Origin of the sequence: Streptomyces sp. NRRL S-87 (genome assembly GCF_000719335.1) — a bacterium.
GTDB lineage: Bacteria > Actinomycetota > Actinomycetes > Streptomycetales > Streptomycetaceae > Streptomyces.
Map to the genome: position 1 here is coordinate 106,331 of NZ_JOGB01000008.1, position 20,179 is coordinate 126,509.

Sequence of the window (20,179 nt, forward strand, 5' to 3'; positions counted from 1 at the left end):
GGACGAATAGCTCATCAGCTCCGGCAGCAGGATACCGGATTAATCGTCACCATGACGAGAAGAAGGGATCCTCCTTCGGTGACGCGGTGGACCCTCGTTTCGTCGAATTGCTGGAACGGGATGCCCGAGTGCCGTCAGCGTCACTCCCGTCGGAGGGCGCCGGCAACGCTGGAGCCAGCACGATCCAGGCGGCCTTGGCGCCATGTTCCGTGACGTGGAACCCCCACTGCCCCTGGGCCAGCTCGTTCACGATGCGCAGACCCCGGCCACGCTCGACGAGCAACCCGCCCGCCTCCTCGGCCGCTTCGGCGTCCGACGACGACGTGGCGCCGCGGTAGAGGCCCCCGGGAAGGAGCGGGTCCCTGTCATGGATCTCGCAGATGTACCGCCCGGCGGCCGAGCGGACGTGCACCTCGTAGGGGCCGTACGCGTGCTCGTGCGCGTTCGCCACGAGCTCCGAGACGGCCAGGACGCCGTCGCTGACGACGTCCCCGGACAGCCCCAGGCCCTTGAGGACACGTCGCAGGACCGCGCGGGCTTCGCCCGTCGGGTTGGGAGTGCGGTCGGTCCAGCGGTACACGAGGCCGAGAGCGGCGGATGGCGCGCTGATCATCGGGCGACGGACCTCCTGTGGGTGACAGCGATGGCCTCCCGGCGCTGCGACGTGGTCGCCGAAGTGCCGCCAGTACGCCGCTGAAGGCATACGGCCGCAGGAAGCAACTGGCTTCGGGTGCGCGGTCCCGGAAGGATCGTGGCTCAAGCACCGGCCACGAGGCCGGTCGCGAGTCACGCACTCAACGATGGATGCCGGTGTCCCTGATGCTCATGGGCGTTTATGAGCGCAGGGGGCACGAGCGGGTGACAGGGCCCTCCAGCGAGACCGCCGACCCGCCGCCGGCCTTCGTCTCCGCCCCTCCGATCACTGGGAGTATGGGCGGGTGAGTGCTGACGTGTTGGGACGCTGGGTGCCGGATCGTCCCGAGGATGTGGCCAAGGTCTTCGCCAAGGCGGACTTCCCGTGGTGGATCGCTGGTGGCTACGCGATCGAACTCGCGGTCGGCCGCGAGCTGCGCGCCCACGGCGATCTCGATGTCCTCATCCTCCGGCGCGACCAGGCTCTGGTACGTGGCCTGCTGGCCGGCTGGGACCTGTACGTGGCGGACCCGCCCGGCCAGGGGGAGCTTCGGCCGTGGCGTCCTGGAGAGGCCCTACAGCCGCCGCTCCACGACATCTGGTGCCGCCGCACACCCAAGGCGCCCTGGTCTGTGCAGCTTATGCTGGACGAGGCCGAGGGCACCCAGTGGGTCTCGCGGCGCACCCCGAAGATCCGACTCCCCATCGACCGGCTCGGGCGCACGAGCGAGACGGGCATCCCGTATCTCGCGCCCGAGGTCCAGCTCTTCTACAAGGCGAAAGCGACCCGGGACAAGGACGAGACCGACTTCGAAGCGGTACTGCCGCTGCTCGACGCTCCGGCACGCGCCTGGCTGGCGGACGCGATCAAGGTGATCGCGCCCACCCACCACTGGCTCCGGCGGCTCCTGCCGGTCAGCCGAACGTGAGCAGCGGCACGTCGTAGAGGTCGGGGTTCCGGGGCCGGGTCATCGTGGGCGACGTGACCTCCACGATCAGCAGTTCGCTGAGGAACTGGACCTTGGCGCTGAGGAGGTGGCTCGTCCTGCCGTCGGCCGACTGGGCCTTCAGGCCGGCGGAGACGTGGATGTGCGGGAGTATCCCGCCGGTGGCCGGGTCGTGAGCGAGGGTGCCGGCGCCGAACGCCTCGACGTTGGTGACGTACGTCTTCGCCCAGACCGGTGCGTCCGGGTCGGCGAGCTTCTCGCAGGCACCCACGATCTCGGCCTCCGCGAAGGCCCCGATGAACGAGGGGATGTAGCCATGCCGTACGCCGTTGTCCCGGCAGAAGGTGGACAGCGCCTCGAAGAAGTCCTCCCCGTGGTCGAAGGTGACGCCGAAGGTACGGCCAACGGTCAGCTCGTGAGCACGCATGTGCGGGTGTCTCCTGAAGAGGTGGGGTCAGCGGGCGAAGGCGGCGGTGAAGGTCTCTCGGACTGCGGCCCCGTCGGCGCCCTGGGCGAGCAGGGCCTGCAGCAGGAGCCGGGCCTGGTACGGGCCGAGGTCGCCGGCGCCGATGAGTCCTCGTCCGAGGAGGTCCTTCTCGGAGCCGGGGAAGCCGTACGTGTCGGACAGGACGGGGCCGTTGCCGATGCGGGAGGCGAGGACCACGGGGATGCGGGAGGCGAGCTTGGTGAGCCCTGCCACGAGACGCTCCGGGACGTGGCCCACGCCGAAGGCCGCGACCACGAGCCCGTCGCAGTTGCCGTCCCACAGGTCGAGCAGTGCACCGTCGTCGCCAAGGGTGACGACGTAGAGCCCGACACGCGCCTCCCGGTCGGGGGCGCCGACCAGCGGTCCACGGGGCAATAGGCCGCCCACCATCCGCACCCGGTTCTCCGCGACCCGCGCGATCGGTCCGGAAGACGGTGAGGTGAAGGCGGCGGGACTGGTGGTGTGGGACTTGCGGACGGTCCGGGCCGAGTGGATCTCGTCGCCGAGTACGACGAGGCAGCCGACGCCCCTGAGGCCGGGATCGGCGGCGGCCAGGACGGCGGCGTGGAGGTTGGCCGGGCCGTCGGCGCCGGGAAGGGTGGGATTGCGCATCGCGCCTGTGACGACGACCGGCTGGTCGTGGCCGTGGTAGAGGTCGAGGAGGAAGGCGGTCTCCTCGATGGTGTCGGTGCCCTGGGTGATGACGACGCCGTCGACGTCTCCGGTCTCCAGCTCCGCCGCGATCGCGGCCGACAGCGCGGTGAGGTCCTCGAATGTCAGGGAGGCTCCGGGCAGGCGCCGGAAGTCCCGCACCTTGAGGCCGATGCCGCTCGTGGCCAGGGCGGGAACAGCGGCGAGGAGTTCGTGGGCCGAGAGCGCGGGTACGACGCCTCCGGTGGTGGGATCGGTGGTCATGGCGATCGTGCCGCCGAGGGAGAAGACCGCCACGTTCCTGACCGACTCCGTCATTTCCCCTGCTCCCCTGTCCGGACGCCGCCGAGCGCGGCCTCGCGAGTGGTTCAGGCAGGCTATCGGGTCGGCGCCGTCCGGGTACGCGGAATGATCACCAGCTGTTCGGCCACGAACCGGCAGGCGGCCTCCAGCCCTTCGAGGCCGAGCAACCGGCTGCGCGGCCGGGCCAGCCGCTCGGTGCCGACGGCCGACAACTGTGCGCACCTGCGACCGAGCCAGGACGCATCGATGTTGAGATACTCCGCCGTTGCCGCGAGGCGTTGTCCGGCCTTCTCGGCCGCCGTGGCCGAGTGGTGGCTGACGTGGCCCGTCGCCTCGGCGAACGTCCGCAGGGCTCCCGGCCGCGCGGTGACCGCGAGATGGGACGCCCCCTCGGTCCGTACCCATGAGGCGATGACGGCTCGGCGCCCGTGAGACAGGGCGAAACCGTCGGTGTGCGCGAAGCCTCCGTCGTCCGTCACCCAGGTGCGGATACCGAAGGACTCCATGAGCGCGATGGCGAGGAACATCAGAACGCGCTCGTACGCCGGCGAGGAGGCGACCGCCGTCTCGGGCACGCAGAACCCCCGGCCGCTGGTACCGCCTGGACGCCGGGGCCCCATTCGTTCGAGGTAGCGGTACTTGTGCCGGAAGAACAGCCAGGTGGCGGCCTCTTCACCACGCTGTTCCCTGGTCCAGAAGACGGGCGCGTCGCCCAGGTGGTCACGGTGACCCAGGATGTACCGAGCCGCGGTCTCCGAGCCGATCAGCATCGTGGAAACTTCGGTCAGGCCGTGGTCGGAGGCGAGCGGCGAGCCTGGGGAAGCGGTGAGCGAAGCCAACGAGGTGTGCAGGGCCTGGTCGTCGCCGAGCAGCGCCGCCTCGAATCCCGACACCGCCCACAGGATGCCGTAAGTCAGGTCGTCCAGTTCGTACGCGGCCGGGACATCGACCGGGTCGGAGGCGGTGCCGCGTACGCCGCTCGGCCTGGCGTCGACGACGAACTGCCGGACCGCCCCGTCCACCGTGCGGTTCGCGACGACGAGCGCGCGCATCGGCATGGTGCGCCAGGCGTCCAGCTCCGGGCGGGAGTCGAGTCTCAAGCTGTCCCCGAGGAAGGAGGCCGCTGAGAGGCTCAGCACGGGCAGCGCCGTCGTCGAGACGGACCGGCCGGCGGGTAACAGGAGCTGGCCTGGGCCTTCGGGCAGCGCCACGTACCCACGCGCTGCCGTGCCCGCCGTTCCTGGTCGGCTCGTGGCGTCCGGGGTGTGCGGATCGGCCGTGGGCAGGAGCCCGAGCAGCTCTTCCGGAATTCCCAATGCATCGGTCCACTGGACGAACTGCCGTCGGTCGCGGATCTGTTTGAGCCCGCGCTCGAGTCTGCTGACCTCGGCTTGGTCGATGCTGACCATCCGCGCCACGCCGGCCTGGGAGAGGCCCGTGTGCTTCCTGAACAGCTTGACGACGGTGCCGAGTTCCCATGCGGCCACGGCTCGCCGGACCGTCGGATCACGCCAGAAGGCCGGGTCGGCCCGCCGGGCCGCCGGCCCGCCCTGGCACGAGGCGCATCGTGTACCGGCGTTGAAGCGACTGAGAAGGGCACCGCAGCGCGTGCACCGCCGCTGTCCGCTGTCGACCATGGTCGGCATTCTCCCTCGCTCTGCGACCACCCGGACACGTTCCGCTGGTGGGGCTCATAAACACTCATGAGCGTGGGCCTTCGTGGCGGCCATTGTGGTGGAGCACCACCGACCGGAGCCGCGTGCCGCGACTCCCCGGACGTGAGGATCCGACCTGTGACCTCCTTGACCCTGCCGCCCCGGCCCCCCGATTCTCCGCCGCTGGCCCAGGCCTGGCAGACGCTGGCGGACGGGCTGCTGACCCAGCGGCTCCATCTCCATCTCGACGAATGGCGGGCTGCCGTCGCCGAGGAGAAGGCGCTGCCCGACTTGCCGGGCGCCGATGTCTCCGTGCTGGCCCAGCGCCCGTCTCCGCTGCCGACAGGCGACGGGTTCGCGATGGCGCTGCTGGCGGACGCCGGGCTCGGCTTCTGGTGGGATCTGCCCCAGCGGCACGGAGCGGAGTCGCGGAACCGGCGCGGGGCACTTCGCCGCGCCGCCGACACCGCAGCTCAGAGCATCCTCGCGGAGCAGTCCGGGGCGGCCTGGTCCGACGCCGTGACCGCCGTCAGCGCCGCCGCCACGTGGTGGGTGGGCTTCTTCGCGGTCATCCGCCACCGCGGGGTGCACCACATCACGCTGGAGCCGCACCCGGACCCGCTCCACGAGCAGGCCCTGGGCACCGCGGTGAGCATCGTGGCCCACGGCATGGCCACGCGGGTGCTGGAGGCGGCGCTGCGTAACTCCGACGACGACCCGGCCCTCCGCGCCGCGTACTGCCGGGCCGTCGAGGCCGGCGTCTGCGCCGAGCCCGAGCTACCTCGCCTCATCGACGAGTTGGCGGAGCTCCGGCTCGTGGACCTGGTGTCCACCACGGCCCGCTGGCGGGGCCGCTTCACCAAGTACGCCGGCGGCACGGGAGCGGGGCAGGTCGAATGAACCACCGCTATCCGTTCATCGTCATCGAGGGGCTCGACGGCACCGGCAAGACGACGCTGCGTAAGGGCCTGTTCCGGCTCTGGGAGGGGCTGTACGGCGTCACCCCGCTGTGCATGCTCACCACCAACTTCCTCGCCGCCGACCAGGCCGCCGCAATCGTCACCGGCAAGTACCAGCCGAACGCCGGGAACCGTGACGCCTACCTGTCCGCGATCGCGGCGGACAAGCGGGCCACGCTGGATCGCCTCGTGCTCCCCCAGCGGCCGGCCCGGCCCGTGATCGCGGATCGCTGGCTCCTCAGTGAGCTGGCGTTCTTCGCGGTGAAGCACGGCATGAGGGTGTCGGAGACGTACGAGGTGCTGGCCGCGCAGCTCACCGTGGCCCCGGATCTCACGTTCGTCCTGGACCTGGAGACCGACGCCTCGATGAGCCGGGCGCAGGCCCGCCAGGGTGACGCGGTCCGGGCCGACTGGGACGTGCACGACGTCCAGAGCCGGGTTCGCGAGACCTACGAGGCCGTGGTCTCGAAGCCCGACGAGTTCCAGCTCCTCGGCGACGTGGTCCGCCTGGACGCCCGCCGACCCCGGTCCGAGGTGCTGCTCGCCGCCTGGGACGTACTGCGTGAACGGCAGCTGGTGCCGCCGGTCGCCGCCCGCACGGAAGGAGGAGAGACCCATGGCTGACGGCACGAAGGCGATGCATCTGCGCGAGGCCATCAACGACAGCGAGCGGAAGCACCCGCTCCTGGCGATCGGTGCGGTGAACGCGCTCGCTGCGCATGTCGCGGCGGAATCGGGCTTCGACGCCCTGTGGGTGAGCGGGCTGGAGGTGTCCGCAGCCTCCGGGCTGCCGGACGCCAATGTCCTGGGCCCCCGCGACCTGTCCGACGTGGTCGCCTCGCTCGGCCGTGTCACCGAACTGCCCGTCATCGTGGACATCGACAACGCGGGCGGCTCGGGGCGCACGGCGGAGCGGTTCGCGTACGACCTGATGCGCGCAGGAGCCGCGGCGGTGTGTGTCGAGGACAGCGCGTACCCGAAGTGCAACAGCTTCGCGGCTCACCGGGACCAGAGCCTCGCGGACCGGGACCTGTTGTGCGAACAGGTGGGGCGCATACGGAAGGTCGCCGGTGACGGCCTCGTGGTCGTGGCCCGCACCGAGGCCCTGATCGCCGGCGAGGACCTGGCCACGGCGATCGCCCGCGCCGAGGCGTACGCCGAAGCCGGAGCGGATGCGGTACTCATCCACTCCAAGGACGCGACCGGTGAGCAGGCGCGGGCCATCGGGCGATCGTGGAGTAACGGCGTGCCGCTGGTCAGCGTGCCCACGGCGTTCCCCGACCTGAGCGCCGCCGAACTCGGCGAGGCCGGCTTCCGCCTCTGCATCTACGCGAACCAGCTCAGCCGTGCCGCCCTCGCGGGTATGCGCACCGCCGCCCGTCAGTTCCGGCGTGGAGGGAGTTTCCGCTCCACCGTCGCGGGATCTCTGGCGGAGGTCGGCGACCTGATGCGCGTCGGCGAGCCGGAGGCGCTGTCGTGCCTCTGACGCCCGAGCTGCCTCGGATCAGCGTGTCCGTGAAGGCAGCGATCGTGCGCGACGGCGCCGTCCTACTGCTGTCGTACAACGACGAGGCCGGGTTCCACTTCAACCTTCCCGGCGGCAAGGCCCAGGTCGGCGAGGACCTGCGCCAGGCCGTGAACCGCAAGGTCGCGCAGGAGACCGGCCTGCAGGTCGTGGCCCGGCGTCTGTTGTGCGTCGTCGAGTACGTCCCCGACTCGTGGCAGGGCAAGTTCGGGGACGTACAGAAGGTCCAGTTCAACTTCCTCGCGGAGCAGGTGGACGACGCGGAGCCGCGCATGCCGGAACCGCCGGACCCCATCCAGGTGGGCTTCGAGTGGGTTCCGCTGGATCGTCTAGGCGACGTGTACCTGTTGCCCCGGATCAACCGCCCGCTGTCGGCGGCGTTGAACGGGGAGCTCGCCGACCCCTTCGTGGACAGGTGGTGACATTCATGGATCCGATGCTGAAGGATCTGCGGGAGTGGCTGCTGCGGGAGCACCCCGGGACGGTGTGCGCCGACCGGCTCCGCGTGATCGCCGATGAGCTCGCTGGCCTGACCGCCCGCGGTCTGCCGGGGCCGGTGGTCGAACTCGGTTGTTACAGGGGCGCGATGGCCCTCTGGATCCGTAGCGTGCTCGAATCGCTGGGCGACCACAACCGCGAGATCCACGTCTACGACTCCTTCCAGGGCATGCCCGCGCCCGGTGCCAAGGACTCGAACCACCTGGCGGCGGGCGAGCTCCGGTCGTCTCCAGACGACGTGCGCGCCACGCACGCGGCCTGGGGCAGGCCGGCGCCGGTCATCCATCCGGGATGGTTCGACGAGACCCTTCCCAAGGAGCTGCCCGACGAGATCGCGTTCGCCTACCTGGACGGCGACTTCTACGACTCGACACTCACGGGACTCACGCACTGCGTCACCCGCCTGATGCCGACGGGCGTGTTGTTCGTCGACGACTACGCGGACACGGCGGTCAATCCGCGAGCCTGGGACGGGCTCCCGGGCGTGAAGCGCGCCTGCGACGCGTACTTCGGCACGCCGTCGCCCGTGACCGTCGTCGTCGGCGAGGGTGATCTCGCCTTCGGCCGGTACGAGAAGCGGGAGTTCCTCGGATGAGCGCTGTCCTGGTGCTACGAGGTGCGGCGGACGCGAGCGCGATCCGCCGCGCCCTGTCCGATGTCGCCGTACACGAGTTGCCGGACCTGGACTCGCCTCCGCCCGCCGACACGGCCGTGCTCGTCCTGCGCTCCGGCGTCCGTCTCGGCGAGCGGGAGCTCGACGCGCTCCCCCGCCTGCGGCACGTCGTACGGACCGGCTCCGGCATCGACCACATCGACGTGAGCGCCCTCCGGCACCGTGGCATCACGCTGCATCGCAACGCCGAGGCCGGCGCGGGCGCCGTGGGCGAGTGGGTGCTCGCCGCTGCCCTCTCCCTGGCCCGGCGGATCCCCTTGGGGCATCACGCGCTGCTGCTCGGCCGGCACGAGAAGCAGGCGTGTATGGGAGCGTCACTCGGCACCCTGGCCGCAGGCATCTGGGGCGCGGGCCCGGTGGGGCTGGCCGCCGACTGGGCACTCGCCCCCTACGTGGGCCGCACGGCCTTCGCCGCGTGGCCGTCGAACCCTCCCGGTCTGCGAGAGCTGTCTCAGGCAGCGCTCATGGAGCAGTCGCAGGTACACGTGATCGCTCTGCCGCTGCGCCCCACGACCGAACAGCTCATCGGCGAGGACTTCCTCGAACGCGTCGCTCCGCAGCGGCCTCTGCTCATCTGCGCAGGACGGCTGGAGACCCTCGACGTCGCCGCCTGCCTGCGGGCACTGGAGGACGGAAGGCTCTCGGGCCTTGCACTCGACCCGGTCGAGCGGGAGCACCTGCCGCTCCTCACCGGCTCCACGACGCCGCTCAACCTCCTGGCCTCGCCCCACATCGGGGCCCAGCGCTCCGACGTGCGCTGCGCGCTCGACCGATGGGCCGTCGATCTCCTCAAGGAGATCACCGCTGACAACACGATCCTGATCGAAGGAGGCCACCGGTGAACCCATCGGCACGATTGCGCCGGGAGATCGCCGACAGAGTCGCCCAGGCGCTGCTCACGTCCGGCGAGGCCCGCGAGGTCTGGCTGGAGGGAGCCCTCGCCTGCGGCTTCGCCCACGCGGCGAGCGACATCGACCTGCGTGGCATCGTGGACGGCGCCCTTCCGGCGTGGGAGTCGCGCATCGTGGACGGCGTCCGTGTCGACCTCCAGGCGGCGGGGCCGCAGCGGGCGGAGGAACTCCGTCACCTGCTCCGCTCCTTCGACGTGCGCCGCGACTCCCTCGGATCGTTCCGTCGGGTACGCGCCTCGATGCACGACCTCATGTGTCTGCGCACCGCCCTCTCATACGGCTCCGGGGGCTGGGATCCGGTGCTCGACCCCCGGGAGCGCCAGGGCTACCGACGCTGGGCGGTCGCCGACCAGGCCGAGGTCGCTGCGAGTCTCGCGGAGGACCTGACCGGCCTCGTCGAGGACGGCCTGGCCGAATCGGCCGGCGTCGTGTGCCGGAAGCTGGAGACCTGCCTCACCGCGCTCGGCTGCGCGGCGGCCGGCCACCCGGTCCTCGGCGACAAGTGGCTGCCGCTGCTTGCCGACGCGCAGCCCCGCCCGTCGATCGACCCGGCTCGCGCAGAGACGTGGGAGTGGTTCCGTCCGGTTCAGCGAGGCGTGACGAGAGCGCTTCTGGACTGCTGGCCCGTCGACGACCCGCTGCAGAAGCCTCCCCATCTTGGTGCCCCTGACGCTGGCTGGCTGCCCCAGCGGTACGCCGACGGGTGGTTCCTTCGCCGTGGCGACGTCCACATCCCCATCACCGGCGGGCAGCTTCTCGGGTGGCTGTCCACGGTCTCCACCGATGGCGCGTAGACCGCGCCTCTCCTCCTCCGGAGTCCTCTGATGCCCGTCACCCGCACCGCCTCCATCGACCTGGAGAGTCTCTACGCCCCGCTGTCGAGCACCGGGCCGGACACGGCCGTCTCCGTCATCCTCAAGCTCCGCGGGGAGACCTGCGACATCGACTGCCTGTACTGCTTCGAGAAGCGCAAGGAGTCACCGGGCGGCGCCCGGATCAGCGCAGAACAGGTCCACCGCCTCGGTTCGATCTTCTCCGGGCGTCCGCTCAGCGTCGAACTCCACGGCGGGGAGCCCCTGACCGCCGGCCGGGAACGGATCGCGGAGATCCTGGACGCGCTCGCCGCACAGCCGAACGTCATCCGCGTGAGCCTCCAGACCAACGGCCTCCAGCTCGACGACGCCTGGCTGGACCTGTTCGAGCGGCACTACCCCCAGCTGGAGATCGGTCTCTCCCTCGACGGGGACGCGCTCGGGAACTCGTGGCGTGTCGGTTACGACGGCCAGCCCACGTACCCCCGAGTGGTCGAAGCCCTGGAACTTCTCGGCCGTCGGGAACGTCGCGTCGGCGTCATCTGCGCCGTCACCCCGTACGTCCTCGGCCGAGCCTCCGAGGTCATGGAGCACCTCGCCTCCTTTTCCTCCGTGACGACGGTCAGCCTGGTGCCGTGCTTCGACGCGGCGGTCACCCGGTCGACCACTGTGGCGGGATCCCGTACGCCGACCAGCCGGGCACTCCAGCGACGGGCCATCGGCCCCACCGGCCCGGCCTGGGCCGTCACGCCGGGCCAGTACGCCGACTTCGTGCTGGAAGCCGCCCACCACTGGGTCGCCGACGGCCTGTTCCACCGCGTCAAGCTGGAGCCCGTCGTCTCCGTCATCCGCCGCCTGAGGGGTCTACAAACCCGTTCCTGTCACTTCTCCGACTTGAAGTGCAACCACGTCCTCACCCTTTATCCCGATGACCGCTTGGGAAGCTGCGACGAGCTGCCCTGGCCGCAGGCCGGCTTGGCCGCGCTCGGTGAAGTACACGCTGAGGCGGACGTGGCCGGCGCCCAAGGCAGCTCTCCCCTGCTCCGGCAGGTACGCTCCCTGGTCACGAAGTGCACGACATGCGACTACCGCGACACCTGCGGCGCGGGCTGCCCGGCGGTCCGCCTCCGCTTCGCCGCCGCGGGCGACGAAGACGCGTACTGCGACCACCGCATGCGCCTGATCGACGGCGTCGCCACCCTGCTCGCCCAGCCGGATCTCCCGCCCGGTGCCTCCTGTTCCCGGCTACGCTGGCGTCCCGTCCGCCCCAACGACATGCACCACGTCGTGGCGTTCCTGGCCCGCTGGGATGACCCCGCCGTACCGCGCCCGGCAGCACGCCTCCAGGTAAGCGCCCACGGCAACATCAACACGGTCGGCCTCCCCGGCATCCACGAGGCGGACGATCTCGACCCGCGGCACCCCCAGTGGTACGAGGGCATCGAGCCCGGCGTCCGCCCGGTCGTCGACGTGCTCACCGCGGGCTGGAACACCGTCACCTATGACAGCTGCCAGGGCCACGCCTACGCCGACCTCCCCTCAGCCGAGCCCCGGTTCCTCTCGGTCGGCATCCTGCCGCGCGACCGCGCCGAGTACGCGCGAACAGCGGCGCGCCTGTGCCGCGCCGCCGGCCGAGCCGAGTCCTCCCTGCCCGGAGCGTGTTCGCTGGTCCTCGGCCGCAACGAGCTCACGTGCCGCACCACCGGCCGGGTGTATCCGACGCTCGACCTCCATCTCATACCCTCTGCCGGCACCACGCCTGCCGAGTACTTCGAGGACCTCACCGAGGCCGTGCACGTACTCACGGAGGCCCTGGCCGAAGCCGCCTCTGCCCCGCCGTCCACCCTCTGTGTCTGCGCGGGCGAAGCCCACTCCAGCGATGGAGGCGAGCAGTGATCCACATCGCCGAGACGCTGTCCATCCGGACCGTGGAGAGCTTCCTCAAGCCGAACGAGATCGAGCGCCTCAACGACGTCATGGACGACGCGCTCGGCTCCCTCGGCCGCGACCGGTACGGCGCGGGCCGCCATACGACCATCCACGAGATCCCCGGTCACTCCCCCGCCGAGGCTCAGGACGTCTACGAGCCGGCCGGCCGGATCGAGATGACCGACATCCCGTACCAGGCGACCGCCCTCCTCGACCAGGCCCTCAAGCTCCACATGGCCGCCGTCACGCGCACCCTGCCGTCGGTCACCGGCCACCGGCCGTGGATCTACCTCGAGTACGGGGTCGGCCAGTACATCACCCCGCATGCGGACGGCATCGCCCCCGATCCCCTCACCCGTCCTCGGCAGATCGCCGCCGCGACGGTCACGCTCACGGACATCCAGGACACAGGCGGGGCGTTCTACGTGGAGACCACGGGCAGCGGCGAGGCCTGGACCACCGACGAGGCGCCGACCGAGTCGGGTTACGCCCCGGGGATGCGCTTCGCACACGACGGAACGGACATGTCCTCCCCCTGGTTTCGCGCCATGCCCCGCACCCGATGGAGCGTCGCACCCGCTCCCGGCACTCTCTTGGTCTTCGGCAGCCAGCTCGTCCACGGCACCGAACCGGTCCGCGCCGGCCGCGTTCGCAAGTTCCTGACGCTCTTCGTCTCCGAGTAAGGAGCCATGCATCCGTGACCGGCCCCCGCGGCCCGCCCGCCACCAGCCCTTCGCCCCGACCCACCGCCCCGACCTGAGGAGAGAGCGAGCAGTGGCAGACGACAAGACGTTCGACGAGTTCCTGGAGGCGGTCGCGTCCCTGCGTGACAGCGACCCCGTGCGCACCACCGCGCACACCTCCAACGCGGCCACCGAGACCTGGCTGGCCACCACGGTGCAGCCCGACGCCGCTGAGCCCACGACCGAGTCCTGACCCGCCACGGGGCCGGGCCCGTCCCGGTCCGGCCCCGTTCCACTCCCGGAGCCCCAGATGAGCGCTCTCTCCCCGGAAGCCCTGGTCGCCCTCGACGGTATCGCCGACCACCAGCGCCAACGGACCAGCCGTATCGCCTCCGTACTCGGCAACCGTCTCGGCTCGTCCGCCCTCGACTACGCCGTGGCCCACCACCTGCTCGAAGGCGCCGAACACGCGGCGCGCGCCCGGGACGCGGACCGCCTCGCCTGGCACCGCCGTACGACGGTGCGAGACCTGACCCACCTGTCGGCCGGCCCGCACATCGTGCTCAGCCCACCCCCCGTGGACCTGCTCCGCTCGGAGATCTCCGAAACCGCGTACTACCTCGTCGGCCCCGACACCAGCCCTGCCCCTCCCGAGGCCCATGGCCTCGTTCGTGCCGCCCTCACCTCCGCGACCGAGCACGGCTTCGGCACCCTGCTCACCCAGCACGCCCCAGTCATCTGCCTGCTCAACCGCCGCCGACTCGACGAGACCCTCCACAGCTGGGCCATCACCCGCCTGCCGGGCACAGTCTTCACCGACTACACCGCGCACCCCGAGGTCCTGACCCGCGACCTCATCCACGAAGCCGCCCACAACTGGCTCAACGACGCCCTGACCGCGCACGACGTCAGCCTCCCCGCCGACGTCACCTTCTTCTCTCCCTGGCGAGGAACCCCTCGTCCGTTATACGGCTTCCTGCATGCCTGCTGGGCCTTCTCCCTCACAGTGCTGTATGCGCGGCGGGCCCGCTACGGCGCCACGGGTGCTGTGGCTTCCTTCCTTAACGCCCACCTGCGCCAGCAAGAGAGCCAGTTCGCCTCGGCATTCGATTCGCTGGCTGAGGCACTCTCATACGTCCCCGCTGACGCGCTCCGTGATCGCGTCAGCCGCGCCGTCAACGAAGCCGTACTACCGGGGTAGCACCGGCGGGCTGACCAGAGCTCGACAGTGTCCCGGCGGGCCACCCGACCCCTACGTGGCCGGTTCACCGAGTTCGAGGGAGAGTGCATGGGACGCACCCCGGAGGTACTGAGAGGCGTTGCCCCCCAGCGCCTTCCCTGAGGAGCAGCAGCGCCGCACCTTGACGGGTGGTCCGGTCTGCCCGGCCTGTCACGGCCCTATCCGTGAGGGTGAGAGCACCGAGCGCGGCGGTAAGACCAACGTGCTCTTCCATCTGCGGTGCCGGCTCCTCGCCCGGGGCGGTGGTGCCGTCCCCCTCGGCGAGCCGTCGTACGACGAAGCGGCAGGCGGAACGTGCAAAGGAGCGTCGTGCGGCACGCAGAGCTGAGCGGGAAGAGCGCTCCGACGCTGCGGCACAGGAGACCATGCGGTCCCACAAACCGTCCACGTGGAGGCTGGGCAAGTCGCCTGGGGATTTCGCCTAACGCGCCGGTGTTGCATCTGCTCCGCTTCTGGCCCAGTTCCTGCGAAGTGGCCATGCCCGGATCGTGGAGGACGGGGCTCAGATCCCACCGATAGGGTCCGGCACATGGCTGAGGATGAGGCGCCCCTGAGGCGCGTTCCGGACGACGAGAAGGCGGAGTTGCGGGGCGCGGTTCGAAGCGCTGCGGGAACGCCGGCGGCAAGCTCTGCGGGAAAGCCTGCACCCCAAGGAACGGCCGTCGCCTTCCTCCAGGCCGTACGTCAACGCGGCCGGAGACCTCATCGAGCCTGGCGACTTCGACGCGTTCGAGGGACACGACCCGGACGAGGACCCGGAGCTGTGGGGCTGATCGAAGCCTGCGGGCCCCGCACTGGATGATCAATTCCAGGGGATGCCTGCGGAGGCTGTGGGGTGGGCGGCGGCCGAAGCCACCGCGAGACGGTCAGGCGGCAGGCTGCCAGCTCTGGTTGACGAGGTGGCAGCCTGCAGGTCAGGCGTCAGGGTCGACTTCGGGGTGCGTGAACCGCACGGGCATGCCCAGCGACCGGGCGTAGGCGATTTCGGCTCGGGTGCTGTCTCCGATGTAGTCGCCGACTACGAGCACCTCATCAGCGAGCCGGATCTTCGCCCGGTGCAGATCGTCGAGTCGAACCTTCAGCGCCTCGGCCTCGACGGGATCGGACCAGAGTTCGTGCGGTGACTTCATGTCGCAACCCGGTTTGACGACAATCTTTCCGGCTTTGGTCTCCCGCAGATCGGCCTCGGTCATCTCGGTTATGAAGCGGGTGGAGCCGCAGATCACGACGACACGAGGGAGGCTCAACAGCCTCTTCGCGTCGGCAAGTCTCTCCTCGGGGGTGAGCGGTTCCGGGTATGACACTGGTTCCTCCTGGTCGTGTGGTCCAAGGGGTGCCTCCGGAGACGAGCCCGTCGCCGGTCGGCAGGGACAGGCCGGCCCCAGGCTCGATGTGGCCAGGTTCAGGCCGCGAGCATGGCGGAGCGGCCGTTGGGCAGCCCGTTGGTCGCGTCCGCTGCAACGGCCAGCTGCGGTGCTCAGATTGGCCGGGCGGTGAACGGCACAAGTTCACCCGAGCGCGTGATGGGTGCGGTGATGTGCTGGCCGCAGGCGACGTAGGGCTCGACGTCGCGCTCGGGGGTGACCTCCCAGCGGAGGGTGGCGCCGCAGGTGCGGTTCGCATCCACGGGGATGGGGCAGGTGTCGGTGTTCGGGTCGGTCATCACACCTCCTCGGTCTTCTGGCCGGGGCTGAACGCGGCTGCGATGAGTTCGAGCGTCACCTGCGCCTTCGTGATGTGCGCGTCTGTCGGTTCTTCGACGTCAGCAGCGCGGAGGTTCTCGATCACTATCTTCACCATCGGGTTGGTGCACAGGACGACGCGCCGGTCCTGGCTGGTGGGGATGGTTGGCGGGAAGTGCAGGATGCCCGCGCGGGCGAGTTCGGTCTCGATGGTGCGGGCGACCGTGCTGCCGGTGCGGCCGGCTCCGAGGATGTCCCGCAGGCGGCGGACGTCGACCTGGAGGACTCCGTTCTTCTCCTCGATCGCGGCGACCAGGGAGGCGTAGACGGACGTGGTGGTTGGGCTGGTCACGGTCGCACGCCCTCCTGTGTGCGGAGCTGGTTTTCGGGGTGGACGAAGGGAAGTCCGTCTGCGGTATAGACAGTCTCGGTGAACGTCTGGAAGCCGAGGTTGTCGAACGCCTTCATGGCGCGCGGGGAGTCGACGTTCCCGAGGTCGTCGTTGCCGATGACGGTCCGCAGCAGGTCCTTAGGCGCCCAGAGCACGGAGCCGATGAGGACGCCGTGGCGTCGGGGACGAACGTTCGGGCGAGCGTCGGCGGCGACCAGAAGGACACTCTCCTGGGTGATGGTCACCTTCTCGCCGTTGATGGTGAGGGTGTGCGTGGTCAATGCGCGTTCCTTCCGAGACGACGAGGGCCCGGCCACCGTAAGGCGGCCGAGGCCGATCGTAGGACAACCTGCTGGAGTGGCAGGCCCCGAGCGCGGCTTGGGGGGCGGCGGTAAAGATCTCGTCCACCCGAACGATGGGGACTGTGTCGAGGACTTTTCCCTGTTCCGGGATCACAGCATCGCGAAATACGTCAGGCGACCCACTGGGGAACGACCCGGCCGAGAATCGGGGTGCGGTCCCCAGGGAACCGTGCGGGAACGATCGTCAACGACTTCAGGACGCAGCCCAGGAGCATGCGCCGGTCCGCGAGCGTCGACTCCGCCCACGCGTCCGCCAGTGCCTCGCCGTCCGCGAAGAAGACAGAGAGGTCGGCTTCCCGTGCGAGTTCGGCCGCTTCGAGGTCGAGTGACTCGATCACCGCCGACTGCTCGGCCGCCAATGTCTTGAACCGGTCTTCGGACAGCATGCCTTCGACGTAGAAGTCGTGTTCCAGTTTGTCGCGGCGTGCCCTCGCCGCGTCGAGGCCAGCCATGACCTCCTTGCGGCGCTGTTCCTTCTCCACGTCGTGGAAGACCGCCCAACGTCGGACGATGGCGTCGAGGCCCGGGGATCCGTGTTCGAGAGCCAAGACATGACTCAGCCACATCGCCTCGACCGCCGCGTCCATACGCGGCGCTCGGACCACCACACCGGGGCAGGCGTCCTTGCCGTACGCCGATCGGGTACGGCACCGGTACATGAGGCCGCGGGCGCTGCCGCTGCCACTGCCGGTCATGCCCTTACCGCAGTACGGGCAGGAGAAGATGCCTCCGAGAAAGGTGGTGTGCGGGCGTTTCCCGCGTGATCCCCCACCCATCTTGGTGACGCGCGCTTCGATCAGCGCGAGGATCCGGAGCCGCTCCCCCGGGCTGACGACACCGGTCCCGATCACCACCGGGTTGCCTTCGGCGTCCCGCACGGGCTCGGCCGAGGGCACCCAGACGTCGAGGGGCTGGCCGTGCTCGTCGAACCGCCTGTCCTTGGTCGGCAGCAGGCCGGCCCATGCCGTGGAGCGCACCATGCGCGTGATCGCTCGGGCGTCCCAGCGGGCGCCGTCGCGCGTCCGTATACCGTCCCGTTCCAGGTCGTGGGCGACGCGCATCGCGGACTTCCCGGCCAGCAGCTCGTCCGCGATGCGGCGGGCGTGCGGGTACTCGGCGGGGTCCGGTTTCGATGTGTCCCGATCCCCTGGGGGAACGGACGCCGTACGGGGTGCGACCGCCTGGCCACCGGCCGGCGGTGCGTGCCGCGTTCTTTCCGGTCGTCACCCGGAGGGTGAGGTCCTTGATCTCCTCGCGAGCGCGTTCGGCCAGGATCGCGAAGACGATGCGGGTGCCTGGCTGGCTGGAGTCCAGGCGTTCCTGGAGTACGAAGAGCCGTGCCTGCCGGCGGTCGAACTCGTCCAGAGCCGTGCCTATGGCAGCCATGCCCCGTCGGTCGAAGCGGTCCGTCTTCCAGACGGCGAGCGTCTTGATCTCGCCGTCCATGACGGCGGCCATCGCACCTTCGAGCTTCTCTCGTCGCACGTGCTGCTTGGAAGCGCTCCGCTGCTCCAGCCAGACCCTGCGGACGGTGAGCCCCTGCCTGTGCATCTCATGGCGCAGGTCACGCGCGTGCTGCTTGAGCGTCTCGACGGTCTCCCTCTTCTTGCTGCGGCGCAGGTAGAGGTCGACCAGGTCCTCCGGTGCCTTCCCCGCCAGCTCCTCGGGAGAACCGTCCCGGAACTCCTCTGCCGTCTTCTTCGCCATAGTGCCCTCCTACCTCACAGATCCGGCCGCTCCAAACGGCATCTGTGCAGGTGAGAGCTGGTGTGTACTACGCGGCGCTCTCCCAGGCCAGGGCCAGGAAGCGTTCGATGCGGCCGAGGTCCAGTTCGACGGCGAGCGAGACCGCGACGATCGCGTGGTCGACGTTGGCCGCGAGGATCTGGCCCTCGGAGCGCTTCGAGGAGGTGGAGCGGACGAAGGCGGTGCGCCGGTCGAGGCAGGTCCGGACGTACCGGGGGGTGCCGTGCGGCTCCACGGCCGCCCAGTCACCGGTGCAGATCACCCGGAGCGGGTCGTGGGGGGTGACGAACGCGGTGTCCGCCCGGACGAGCCCGTGGGGGGTGACGACGTCGCACTGGCCGCGGTCGACCCGGACCACCCGGCCCGGTACGAGGCCTTCGGCGGCGTACGGGGCGAAGGCGGTGGCCCAGTCCGCGTCCCAGCCGTACGGGACGAGCGCGGCGGCCGCCGCGTCGGCGTCACCGGCGCCGTCACCGGAGGCGACGGAGGAGGCGCGCGACGTGGACGGGGGGAAGGAAAGGAGCGAAGAGGTGGAGCGGTCCTGCGGGGAGGAGAGAGACAAGGGAGACCCTTCGAAGGGTGGCCCCGGCGGTGCGCGACACGGCGCGCGAAGAGGAAGGAGTCAGCCGGCGGCCACGGAGGTGGCAATGATCAGCTTCTGAATGCGGGCAGCGCCTCGCTCGACGGCAATCATCGAAGTCCACCTCCTGGTCGATCCCATGGGTCAGTCCCATGTCCACGTACGGCCGTTCACCACGAACGGCCCTCGGGGAGCGTCTCGCCCCCTGAGTACGCATGAACCATAACCCTCCCCCGCGCACCGCCGTCAATTCATTTTCCGCACGTCCCCGACCAGCGGTTTCCCCCGGTGGGGCGGCCGCCTCACCGGGGGCCGGCCGCCCGTGACCGTTTCCTTCAAGACGCCCGGCCGGCCCGGCCGCCACCATGGCCGCATGACCGATTCCCGCACTCCGTTCCCCGCTCCCCGCCTGGACCTGGTCGGCCTGGTGGTCTCCGACATGGCCGCCTCGCTCGCCTTCTACCGCCTCCTCGGCCTCGCTCTCCCGCCGGAGGCCGACGCCGAGCCGCACGTGGAGGCGGAGCTGCCGGGCGGGCTGCGGCTCGCCTGGGACACCGAGCAGGTGGTCCGCTCCTTCGACCCGTCCTGGACCCGGCCCCCGGCCGGCAGCGGCGGCCGGTGCGAGCTGGCCTTCCGGTGCGCCTCGCCGGCCGCGGTGGACGCGCTGTACGAGGAGCTCACCGCCGCCGGCCACGAGGGCCACCTCAAGCCCTGGGACGCGTTCTGGGGCCAGCGCTACGCGGTCCTCCGCGACCCGGACGGCACCGGCGTCTCCCTCTTCGCCCCGCTCCGGACCGGCACGCCCTGAGCGGTGTACGCGCCCAGCGTCGTCCCCGCCAGCTCGCGCACCTCGCGCGCCAGATGGGCCTGGTCGGCGCAGCCGACGGCGTGCGCGACCGCGGCGGCCGGCATGCCGGACCGGGCCAGGGCCAGGGCCCGGCGCAGCCGCAGCACCCGGGCCAGCGTCTTGGGCCCGTAACCGAACGCCGCCAGCGAGCGGCGGTGCAGCTGGCGGGCGCCGAGGCCGACCGCGGCGGCGGTGCCGGCGACGCTGCGCCCGGCCGCCAGGCTCGCCACGACCGCCCCGGTCAGCGCGTCGGGCGGCGGCGCGTCGGCGGCCAGCCGTGCCGCCAGGTCCTCCAGGGCCCCTGCGGGGTCGGTCGCGAAGCCGGGTCCGGGGCGGACCGGGCGCAACTCGGCGAGCGGGACCCGGCGGTCGACCAGCTCGTACGCCGGTACGCCGAGCAGCGCGGGCAGCGTTCCGGGCGCGAACCGGAGCCCGGCGAACCGGGCGGCCGGGACGTCCCCGGTGGTGTGCGGGCGGGTGTCCGGGCCCGCGACCCACAGCCCGCCGTCGGCCCAGATCAGGTCCATGCACCCGTCGGGCAGCACGGGCGCGGCGCGCCCCGGCACCGGCTCGGCGGTCCACAGCACCGCGCCCGGCACCGCGCGGGAGGCCCGTTCCTCGTACACGCCTCCACGCTAGCGGCGACGCGCGGCGCGGTGTCTCCG

At 70.8% G+C, this 20,179-nt stretch carries 23 protein-coding genes and 3 pseudogenes; 13 read left to right on the plus strand and 13 right to left on the minus strand.

Going from position 1 to position 20,179, the window contains the following annotated elements; all coding sequences use genetic code 11:
• Positions 1-46: 46 nt before the first annotated feature.
• Positions 47-613, minus strand: coding sequence for an ATP-binding protein (locus IF43_RS0107305; protein ID WP_051794828.1), 567 nt, complete (start codon positions 611-613; stop codon positions 47-49).
• A gap of 325 nt (positions 614-938) precedes the next feature.
• On the opposite strand from IF43_RS0107305, the gene IF43_RS0107315 reads away from it, so the two are divergent.
• Positions 939-1,562 (plus strand): amino acid transporter, encoded by a 624-nt coding sequence (locus IF43_RS0107315; protein ID WP_030195661.1) that lies wholly within the window; start codon positions 939-941, stop codon positions 1,560-1,562.
• On the opposite strand, the gene IF43_RS0107320 is transcribed toward IF43_RS0107315, so the two are convergent.
• The 3 genes from IF43_RS0107320 to IF43_RS37835 are packed head-to-tail and all read right to left on the minus strand — an operon-like array spanning position 1,549 to position 4,508.
• On the minus strand, positions 1,549-2,007 hold the full coding sequence (locus IF43_RS0107320; RefSeq protein WP_030195664.1) for a PPC domain-containing DNA-binding protein: 459 nt from the start codon (positions 2,005-2,007) through the stop codon (positions 1,549-1,551). The two genes, IF43_RS0107315 and IF43_RS0107320, sit on opposite strands and share 14 nt — an antisense overlap.
• 27 nt (positions 2,008-2,034) lie before the next feature.
• Complete coding sequence (locus IF43_RS0107325; protein WP_030195667.1) at positions 2,035-3,036, minus strand: asparaginase; 1,002 nt, start codon at positions 3,034-3,036, stop codon at positions 2,035-2,037.
• 59 nt (positions 3,037-3,095) lie between these two features.
• Entirely contained in the window at positions 3,096-4,508 is a 1,413-nt protein-coding gene (locus tag IF43_RS37835) for a helix-turn-helix transcriptional regulator (protein WP_051794830.1), read from the minus strand.
• Between the two features lie 306 nt (positions 4,509-4,814).
• Between IF43_RS37835 and IF43_RS42025 the strand changes: the two genes are divergently transcribed.
• The 11 genes from IF43_RS42025 to IF43_RS0107385 all read left to right on the plus strand — a co-directional run bounded on the left by IF43_RS42025 (position 4,815) and on the right by IF43_RS0107385 (position 13,867).
• Complete coding sequence (locus tag IF43_RS42025; RefSeq protein ID WP_199922687.1) at positions 4,815-5,576, plus strand: hypothetical protein; 762 nt, start codon at positions 4,815-4,817, stop codon at positions 5,574-5,576.
• Positions 5,573-6,259 (plus strand): dTMP kinase, encoded by a 687-nt coding sequence (locus tag IF43_RS0107340; protein ID WP_030195676.1) that lies wholly within the window; start codon positions 5,573-5,575, stop codon positions 6,257-6,259. The genes IF43_RS42025 and IF43_RS0107340 overlap by 4 nt, the downstream gene beginning before the upstream one ends.
• Positions 6,252-7,121: an isocitrate lyase/phosphoenolpyruvate mutase family protein gene (locus IF43_RS0107345; protein WP_030195679.1), complete on the plus strand. Its 870-nt coding sequence runs from the start codon at positions 6,252-6,254 to the stop codon at positions 7,119-7,121. Before IF43_RS0107340 ends, IF43_RS0107345 begins: the two co-directional genes overlap by 8 nt.
• A 29-nt stretch (positions 7,122-7,150) precedes the next feature.
• Positions 7,151-7,582, plus strand: coding sequence for an NUDIX domain-containing protein (locus IF43_RS0107350; RefSeq protein WP_234331993.1), 432 nt, complete (start codon positions 7,151-7,153; stop codon positions 7,580-7,582).
• 5 nt (positions 7,583-7,587) lie between these two features.
• Positions 7,588-8,253, plus strand: a complete 666-nt coding sequence (locus IF43_RS0107355) for a TylF/MycF/NovP-related O-methyltransferase (protein ID WP_030195684.1) — start codon at positions 7,588-7,590, stop codon at positions 8,251-8,253.
• Positions 8,250-9,173 (plus strand): D-isomer specific 2-hydroxyacid dehydrogenase family protein, encoded by a 924-nt coding sequence (locus IF43_RS0107360; protein ID WP_030195686.1) that lies wholly within the window; start codon positions 8,250-8,252, stop codon positions 9,171-9,173. Before IF43_RS0107355 ends, IF43_RS0107360 begins: the two co-directional genes overlap by 4 nt.
• Entirely contained in the window at positions 9,170-10,036 is an 867-nt protein-coding gene (locus IF43_RS0107365; protein ID WP_051794832.1) for a hypothetical protein, read from the plus strand. The genes IF43_RS0107360 and IF43_RS0107365 overlap by 4 nt, the downstream gene beginning before the upstream one ends.
• 30 nt (positions 10,037-10,066) lie before the next feature.
• On the plus strand, positions 10,067-11,950 hold the full coding sequence (locus tag IF43_RS0107370; protein ID WP_030195689.1) for a radical SAM protein: 1,884 nt from the start codon (positions 10,067-10,069) through the stop codon (positions 11,948-11,950).
• Positions 11,947-12,666: a 2OG-Fe(II) oxygenase gene (locus IF43_RS0107375; protein ID WP_030195691.1), complete on the plus strand. Its 720-nt coding sequence runs from the start codon at positions 11,947-11,949 to the stop codon at positions 12,664-12,666. The genes IF43_RS0107370 and IF43_RS0107375 overlap by 4 nt, the downstream gene beginning before the upstream one ends.
• Before the next feature lie 91 nt (positions 12,667-12,757).
• On the plus strand, positions 12,758-12,919 hold the full coding sequence (locus IF43_RS41465; RefSeq protein ID WP_158718651.1) for a hypothetical protein: 162 nt from the start codon (positions 12,758-12,760) through the stop codon (positions 12,917-12,919).
• Positions 12,920-12,976: 57 nt separating this feature from the next.
• Positions 12,977-13,867, plus strand: a complete 891-nt coding sequence (locus IF43_RS0107385; RefSeq protein ID WP_030195693.1) for an HEXXH motif-containing putative peptide modification protein — start codon at positions 12,977-12,979, stop codon at positions 13,865-13,867.
• A 953-nt stretch (positions 13,868-14,820) separates the two neighbouring features.
• Here the strand turns inward: IF43_RS0107385 and IF43_RS0107390 are convergent.
• The 8 genes and pseudogenes from IF43_RS0107390 to IF43_RS0107420 all read right to left on the minus strand — a co-directional run.
• Positions 14,821-15,210 carry a hypothetical protein gene (locus IF43_RS0107390; RefSeq protein WP_030195694.1) on the minus strand — a complete coding sequence of 130 codons (390 nt, stop codon included), beginning with the start codon at positions 15,208-15,210 and terminating at the stop codon, positions 14,821-14,823.
• 173 nt (positions 15,211-15,383) lie between these two features.
• Entirely contained in the window at positions 15,384-15,569 is a 186-nt protein-coding gene (locus IF43_RS0107395) for a hypothetical protein (RefSeq protein WP_030195696.1), read from the minus strand.
• Complete coding sequence (locus tag IF43_RS0107400) at positions 15,569-15,940, minus strand: hypothetical protein (protein WP_030195699.1); 372 nt, start codon at positions 15,938-15,940, stop codon at positions 15,569-15,571. The genes IF43_RS0107395 and IF43_RS0107400 overlap by 1 nt, the downstream gene beginning before the upstream one ends.
• A complete protein-coding gene (locus IF43_RS0107405; RefSeq protein ID WP_030195703.1) occupies positions 15,937-16,260 on the minus strand; it encodes a hypothetical protein in 324 nt (107 codons plus the stop codon). The genes IF43_RS0107400 and IF43_RS0107405 overlap by 4 nt, the downstream gene beginning before the upstream one ends.
• Before the next feature lie 191 nt (positions 16,261-16,451).
• Positions 16,452-17,117 (minus strand): zinc ribbon domain-containing protein, encoded by a 666-nt coding sequence (locus IF43_RS42430; RefSeq protein WP_267884729.1) that lies wholly within the window; start codon positions 17,115-17,117, stop codon positions 16,452-16,454.
• Positions 17,118-17,282: 165 nt separating this feature from the next.
• A pseudogene (locus IF43_RS43385) lies at positions 17,283-17,444 on the minus strand (recombinase family protein); the annotation flags it as partial.
• Between the two features lie 94 nt (positions 17,445-17,538).
• A pseudogene (locus IF43_RS43820) lies at positions 17,539-18,048 on the minus strand (recombinase family protein); the annotation flags it as partial.
• Positions 18,049-18,124: 76 nt separating this feature from the next.
• Positions 18,125-18,649 (minus strand): annotated as a pseudogene (locus tag IF43_RS0107420) (hypothetical protein); the annotation flags it as partial.
• A gap of 391 nt (positions 18,650-19,040) precedes the next feature.
• On the opposite strand from IF43_RS0107420, the gene IF43_RS0107425 reads away from it, so the two are divergent.
• Complete coding sequence (locus IF43_RS0107425) at positions 19,041-19,475, plus strand: VOC family protein (RefSeq protein WP_030195713.1); 435 nt, start codon at positions 19,041-19,043, stop codon at positions 19,473-19,475.
• Here the strand turns inward: IF43_RS0107425 and IF43_RS0107430 are convergent.
• A complete protein-coding gene (locus IF43_RS0107430; RefSeq protein ID WP_030195716.1) occupies positions 19,403-20,140 on the minus strand; it encodes a helix-turn-helix domain-containing protein in 738 nt (245 codons plus the stop codon). The two genes, IF43_RS0107425 and IF43_RS0107430, sit on opposite strands and share 73 nt — an antisense overlap.
• Positions 20,141-20,179 lie beyond the last annotated feature (39 nt).